The 6,080-nt window shown below is 63.7% G+C and carries 7 protein-coding genes; 4 read left to right on the forward strand and 3 right to left on the reverse strand.

All coding sequences use genetic code 11. From position 1 onward, the window contains the following. The first annotated feature begins 2 nt into the window (after positions 1 to 2). On the forward strand, positions 3 to 1,301 hold the full coding sequence (locus ACH2CW_RS06460; RefSeq protein WP_395056289.1) for a solute carrier family 23 protein: 1,299 nt from the start codon (positions 3 to 5) through the stop codon (positions 1,299 to 1,301). On the opposite strand, the gene ACH2CW_RS06465 is transcribed toward ACH2CW_RS06460, so the two are convergent. Further along, on the reverse strand, positions 1,298 to 1,648 hold the full coding sequence (locus ACH2CW_RS06465) for a hypothetical protein (RefSeq protein WP_395056277.1): 351 nt from the start codon (positions 1,646 to 1,648) through the stop codon (positions 1,298 to 1,300). The two genes, ACH2CW_RS06460 and ACH2CW_RS06465, sit on opposite strands and share 4 nt — an antisense overlap. A 210-nt stretch (positions 1,649 to 1,858) precedes the next feature. Then, a complete protein-coding gene (locus ACH2CW_RS06470) occupies positions 1,859 to 3,148 on the reverse strand; it encodes a glycine zipper domain-containing protein (protein WP_395056279.1) in 1,290 nt (429 codons plus the stop codon). Between the two features lie 119 nt (positions 3,149 to 3,267). Here ACH2CW_RS06470 and ACH2CW_RS06475 point away from each other — a divergent pair, with 119 nt between their 5' ends. Next, positions 3,268 to 3,690, forward strand: a complete 423-nt coding sequence (locus ACH2CW_RS06475) for a hotdog fold thioesterase (protein ID WP_395056281.1) — start codon at positions 3,268 to 3,270, stop codon at positions 3,688 to 3,690. 79 nt (positions 3,691 to 3,769) lie between these two features. On the opposite strand, the gene ACH2CW_RS06480 is transcribed toward ACH2CW_RS06475, so the two are convergent. Further along, a complete protein-coding gene (locus ACH2CW_RS06480; protein WP_395056283.1) occupies positions 3,770 to 4,336 on the reverse strand; it encodes a cob(I)yrinic acid a,c-diamide adenosyltransferase in 567 nt (188 codons plus the stop codon). Between the two features lie 169 nt (positions 4,337 to 4,505). Between ACH2CW_RS06480 and ACH2CW_RS06485 the strand changes: the two genes are divergently transcribed. Together ACH2CW_RS06485 and ACH2CW_RS06490 are read left to right on the forward strand one after the other, a co-directional pair. Then, positions 4,506 to 4,823 (forward strand): EF-hand domain-containing protein, encoded by a 318-nt coding sequence (locus ACH2CW_RS06485; protein WP_395056285.1) that lies wholly within the window; start codon positions 4,506 to 4,508, stop codon positions 4,821 to 4,823. Positions 4,824 to 4,915: 92 nt separating this feature from the next. Continuing rightward, a partial coding sequence (locus ACH2CW_RS06490) for an FAD-binding oxidoreductase (RefSeq protein ID WP_395056287.1) occupies positions 4,916 to 6,080 on the forward strand: 1,165 nt, incomplete at its 3' end.

Consider the following 6,080-nt stretch of genomic DNA (forward strand, 5'->3'; position numbering starts at 1 on the left):
TGATGGGCATGTTTAGCTGGACTGAAAAAAGCAGCGCGGTGCTGTCGCAAGGCGGCGTGATTGGACCTGACGAGCGCCTTCCCTGGCCGCAGACTGCAGTGATGGGGGTGCAGCACGTGATCGCCATGTTCGGCGCGACGGTGCTCGCACCCATTCTGATGGGCTTTGATCCGAACATTGCCATCCTGATGAGCGGCATCGGTACGCTCATTTTCTTTGTCGTGACCGGCGGCAAGGTGCCCAGCTACCTCGGCTCCAGTTTTGCGTTTATCGGTGTGGTGATTGCCGCCACCGCTTATGCCGGCAAGGGGCCGAATGCCAACATCGGTGTGGCGCTGGGCGGCATCATTGCCTGCGGCCTGGTCTACACCCTGATAGGCGCCGTGGTGCAGATGGTGGGCACCGGATGGATAGAGCGCTTCATGCCGCCGGTGGTCACCGGCGCGGTGGTCGCGGTGATCGGACTGAACCTGGCCGGCATCCCGATCAAGAACATGGCGGCCAGCAATTTTGATTCCTGGATGCAGCTGGTGACCTTCGTCAGCGTGGCATTGGTGGCGGTGATGACGCGCGGTATGGTGCAGCGGCTGCTGATTCTGGTCGGACTGATCGTCGCCACGCTGATTTATGCGCTGCTGACCAATGGTCTGGGCCTGGGCAAACCGGTGGACCTGTCGGTGATTGCCAACGCCGCCTGGTTCGGGCTGCCGGCTTTCGCCGCGCCGGTGTTCACAATGAACGCGATGCTGCTGATCGCGCCGGTGGCCGTCATCCTGGTGGCCGAAAACCTGGGCCACATCAAGGCCGTGACGGCCATGACCGGCAAAAACTTGGACCAGTACATGGGCCGCGCCTTCATCGGCGACGGCGTGGCCACCATGGTCTCGGGCGCAGCGGGCGGCACCGGCGTCACCACCTATGCGGAGAACATCGGCGTGATGGCGGCCACGCGGATTTATTCGACAGCGGTGTTCCTGGTGGCGGCACTGATTGCGCTGCTGCTGGGCTTCAGCCCCAAATTCGGCGCACTGATCCAGGCGATTCCGTTGCCAGTGATGGGTGGGGTCAGCATCGTGGTGTTCGGCCTGATCGCGGTGGCGGGCGCCAAGATATGGGTCGACAACAAGGTGGACTTTTCGGACAACAAGAATCTGCTGGTGGCGGCCATCACGCTGGTGCTGGGCACCGGGGATTTCACGCTGAAGTTCGGTCAGTTCGCGCTCGGTGGCATCGGCACCGCGACCTTCGGCGCGATCCTGCTGTACGCGCTGCTTAACCGCAAGCCGGCCGCGCGAAGCTAGTCTGCGGCCTCAGCCTTGGCCTTGGCCAAGGCTGCCTTGGTTCTGGCCAGCTCGCGCTCCAGGTCGGCGCGCTCACCGATCTCCTGCTCCAGCACCTGATTGACCTGCGCCAGGTCCTCGGCCGATTCCTGGATTTTGGTTTCCAGCTCATCACTTTTACGCAGGGCTTGCGCCACCTCGCCGCTTTGTATCTCGTTCGGCAACTCCTGCTTGAGCACGGTGTTGATCACAAACAGCTCGTTGGCCGACTGCTCAACCGTGTCTTTGACAGATTCGTTCTGGTCAAGCGCGCGCTCCAGCGCAGTGGGCGCGGTAGACGAAGAGACAATGGAATGCTGCTGGGGCATGGCGAAAAGAGGAGGTTAAACGGGAAACACCGGCTGTGCAGGGCATTGAATACGCAACACGTCCGTCCCGCATCAAACGCCCGCCGCCAATATATCACTTGCGGCGACGGGGCAGACAGGGAAAGTCCCGCCACCCTTTGAGGGTTACCGTCTGTCACCCCGACGCCTGGCTTGCGGCGCGCAATCCCTTGGCGCGGGCTTTGCGCAAACTCAGGGCCTTGTTTTTGGGGGCACCGAGGGAGCGCCCTTTTTCGAGTCGGGCTCCGGGCTGAAGATTTTGCCCAAGGTGGCCCCGATGCGGGCACCGATGGCGGTGCCTATGCCGGGCAACACCGCCGTTCCCACAGCGGCGCCGGCGATAGCGCCGGCCGGCACGGACACCTTGACGTTTTCAAACGGCCCGGAAACCTTCAGCGGCACACCGACCACGCCATCGATCAGGTCGACCGCAAATTCGGCGTCGATCTGGCGGTTGGCAATCCGGGCCTGACCCGACGCTGTCAGCGCACCGGAAGTAGCCTTGACGCCCGAGTAGGTCACCACCATGCCCTGCGGCGTGTTTTGTGTGTCCATCTGGCCGGTGACCGTGTCCAGCTGCGTCTGCCCGGCATAATCTTTGCCCAGGCTGCGCACGGCCTTGTCCAGGTCAAAGCGCATCAGCGTGGCGCCCCGCATGCTGAAGACGGTTTTGGTGTGCAGCGACTGCGCCAGTTCACCCACCGTGTCGCCATCGGCCAGCAGCGAGGTGTTGCCCGATGCCTGACCTGAAATCACGGAGTTGCGGTTGAAGGCGGCCATCGCACTGGCGACCTCCACACCCTGCGGTTTGAGCGCGCCTTCCAGACGCAGCCGGCCCTTGTCGCGGGTCTTGATTTCGACCTCGCCGTCAGCCGTGCCGCCGCCGACACGGATTTGTGTGGTCCAGCGGTCTTCCTGGCCCTGCCGGGTCAGCCTGAGGTCGGTGGCCGGTTGCACACCGGGCCGGCGCAAATGGGCCTGCCGCGGACGCCAGGCCGGGTCAAAGTCGACTTCGCCGTCGAACACCACGGCCATGCCCCGACGCGAGACCCAGGTCACATCGCGAAAAACAAAGCGTTCAAGCACGGTGGCGTCGGGGTTGGCCTGAGCCATGCCGGGCCCCTTGTCGAGCGCGCGCAACGACAGTTGCGGCAGCACCGCGCCGTCGAGATCGGCGCTGTCGAACTGCAGCCGGCCGTCGAGCAGGGCCGGCAGGCTGGGGTGGACGGTCAGCTTTTTGATGGTGATGGGGGGTGTCTGGCGCGTCGCGACATCGCGCACCACCACAGCGGGAACCGGAAACAAGCGCCAGCCCAACGCCCCCACGGCCACCGGTACCCCGAGCCGGGCCTCCAGCTCTGCAGAGGCTTTGGCGGCCAGCTCCTCGTCGCTTGGCAGCAACAGCAGCAGCGCCAGCCAGCCGCCGACCAGCAAAGCCAGCAACACGCCGCCGGCAACCATCCATTTGTTTCTGACCTGCATGCATGTCCTTTGTTTGCCCTGTGCCCAGCTTACCGGCCAGCTTAGGCGCAGCCCGACCAGCGCACTGTAGGCGGCATTCTCTTTATAGTCAGGGGATTCAAGCCTTTGTGGACCCTGCCATGCCCGTCTGGAAAAGACCGATTTCGATCGAACTGCTCAAGCTCAGCAACGCCAACAGCGCGGTGACGCACCTGGGCATCGAGTTTCTGGAGGTCGGCGACGACTTCATACGCGCCCGTGTGCCGGTCGACGAACGCACCCGTCAGCCCTACGGCCTGCTGCACGGCGGGGTATCGGTGGTGCTGGCCGAGACCCTGGGCTCCTGCGGCGCCGCCTTTGCCGCGCCAGAGGGCCACCGCACGGTCGGCCTGGACATCAACGCCAATCACCTCAAGGGCACGACCAGCGGCTGGGTCACCGGCATCACGCGTCCGGTGCACATCGGCCGCAGCACCCAGGTCTGGGCCATCGAGCTGACCAACGACGCTGGCGAGCTGACCTGCGTGTCGCGCATCACGATGGCGATGCTGCTGCCGAAATAACGCTCTTTACAAGCCCAATCGGCCACCAGCCCATGTCGGGCGGGCCCAAGCAGCTATCAATAATGTAGCATCCCGGGGCTTATTCCGTGGCAGCCCGCGCCATCCGTTCGCTTTTCCAGTACACATCGTCGCCGCCATTCATGCGATTGAGCACGCGCGACAGCACAAACAGCAGATCGCTCAGGCGGTTCAGGTACTGACGCGGTGATTCCTTCAGCGTCTCGGCCTGGTCCAGCGCCACCACGGCGCGCTCGGCGCGGCGCGCGACCGTGCGGCAGACATGCGCGAGTGATGCGGCGCGTGAGCCGGCCGGCAGAATGAACTCGGCCAGGCGCGGCAAGGTCGCGTTGTAGGTTTCCAGCGCCTGGTCAAGCACGATCACCGCTTCGGGCTTGAGCAGCTCGAAGCCCGGGATCGACAACTCGCCGCCGAGGTTGAACAGCTGGTGCTGAACCTCTACCAGCAGCTCGCGCACATCCAGTGGCATCTCTTCACACAACAGCACACCGATCTGCGAGTTGAGCTCGTCAACATCACCCATGGCATGCACACGCAGGCTGTCCTTGGAAACACGGGTGTTGTCGCCCAGCCCGGTCGTGCCGTTGTCACCGGTGCGGGTGGCGATTTGTGAAAGTCGGTTGGCCATGGTGTGTTGTTGGTGTCGCAGCGGGAGGGGTGGGCAGGCCGCGTTACGTGGAGCAAGAAAATGTGTGCCGGTCGGTCCGGATGTCAGCGATGCAACGCCCTGCAAAAGAGCTGGCGGCACATTGCCCCCTGAGTTGCAATGGCCGCTCATTCATTTTCAGGACGACTGCATGCGGGTTCAAAAACATTCTATTCCCAACTTCCTGACCTTCGACAAGCGCAGTGTGCTGCTGCTGGCGCTGCTGACCCTGGGCACGGCAGCCGCCGTGCGGGCGCAGACCGGCCCCGGCGCAGCCATCCCGCCGAATCGCGTCACGCCACAGGATCTGGAGGCCGCGTTCAAGCGTGCCGATACCAACCAGGACGGCAAACTGAGCCGCCAGGAGGCCGAACGCTTCCCGGCTGTGGCGCAACGCTTCGAGCAGATCGACAGCAACCGTGACAGCTTTATCTCGCTGGAAGAGTTCAGCCGGGCGGCGAGCTCCTGACACGCGTCTTTTCAGGGCGGAGGCTGCGGGATAGCCCATGGGACAGGACAGGGCACACGTCGTAAACTGTGCCTTGGCCCCTGGAGACCCCCATGAACGCACCCCTGCCCCACCACCTGCTTCCCGAAATCCACCAGCGGGAGACACCCGCGGCCTTGATTGATGCGCTCAAGGCGCGTTTCGCCGAGCGCTGCTCCACCGCACTGGTGGTGCGTGAGCAGCACGGGCGCGACGAATCCTCGTTTGCCGCACCGCCGCCGGCCGCCGTGGTGTTTGCGGAGAACACCACCGACGTGGCCGACGCCGTCAAATTGGCCGGCCAGTACCAGGTGCCGGTGATTCCGTTTGGGGTAGGCACCTCCCTCGAAGGCCACTTGCTGGCCGTGCAGGGCGGCATCAGCATTGATGTGAGCCGCATGAACAAGGTGTTGTCCATCAACGCGGAGGATCTGACGGTCACGGTGCAGCCTGGTGTGACGCGCAAGCAGCTCAATGAAGAGGTCAAAAGCACCGGCCTGTTTTTCCCCATCGACCCCGGCGCCGACGCGACCCTGGGCGGCATGAGCGCGACACGCGCCAGCGGCACCAACGCCGTGCGTTACGGCACCATGCGTGAAAACGTGCTGGGCCTGGAAGTGGTTACCGCCAGTGGCGAGGTGATCCGCACCGGCACCCGCGCCAAGAAAAGCAGCGCCGGTTACGACCTGACCCGCCTGATGGTGGGCTCGGAAGGCACCTTGGGCGTCATTACCGAAATCACCGTGAAGCTGTACCCCTTGCCGGAGGCGATTTCGGCAGCGATTTGTTCGTTCCCGAGCATCGAGGCGGCGGTGCGCACCACCATCCAAATCATCCAGATGGGGATTCCGATTGCACGGGTTGAACTCATCGATGTCAACTCGGTACGCATGGTCAACACCTATGCCAAATTGGGCTTGCGCGAAGAGCCGATGCTGCTGATGGAGTTTCACGGCAGCCCCAACAGCGTGAAAGAACAAAGCGACCTGGTGCAAGAAATCGCCAGCGAACACGGCGGCAAGGCCTTTGATTTTGCGACCACGCCAGAAGCGCGCACCAAGTTGTGGACCGCCCGCCACAACGCCTACTTTGCGGCCGTGCAAAGCCGCCCGGGCTGCAAGGTCATCAGCACCGACACCTGCGTGCCGATCTCCCGGCTGGCCGATTGCCTGCTTGATTCCGTGGCCGAAACCGATGCCTCCGGCATCCCGTATTTTCTGGTCGGCCACGTAGGCGACG

It is taken from the genome of Polaromonas sp., from assembly GCF_043778355.1.
Classification (GTDB): domain Bacteria; phylum Pseudomonadota; class Gammaproteobacteria; order Burkholderiales; family Burkholderiaceae_C; genus Polaromonas.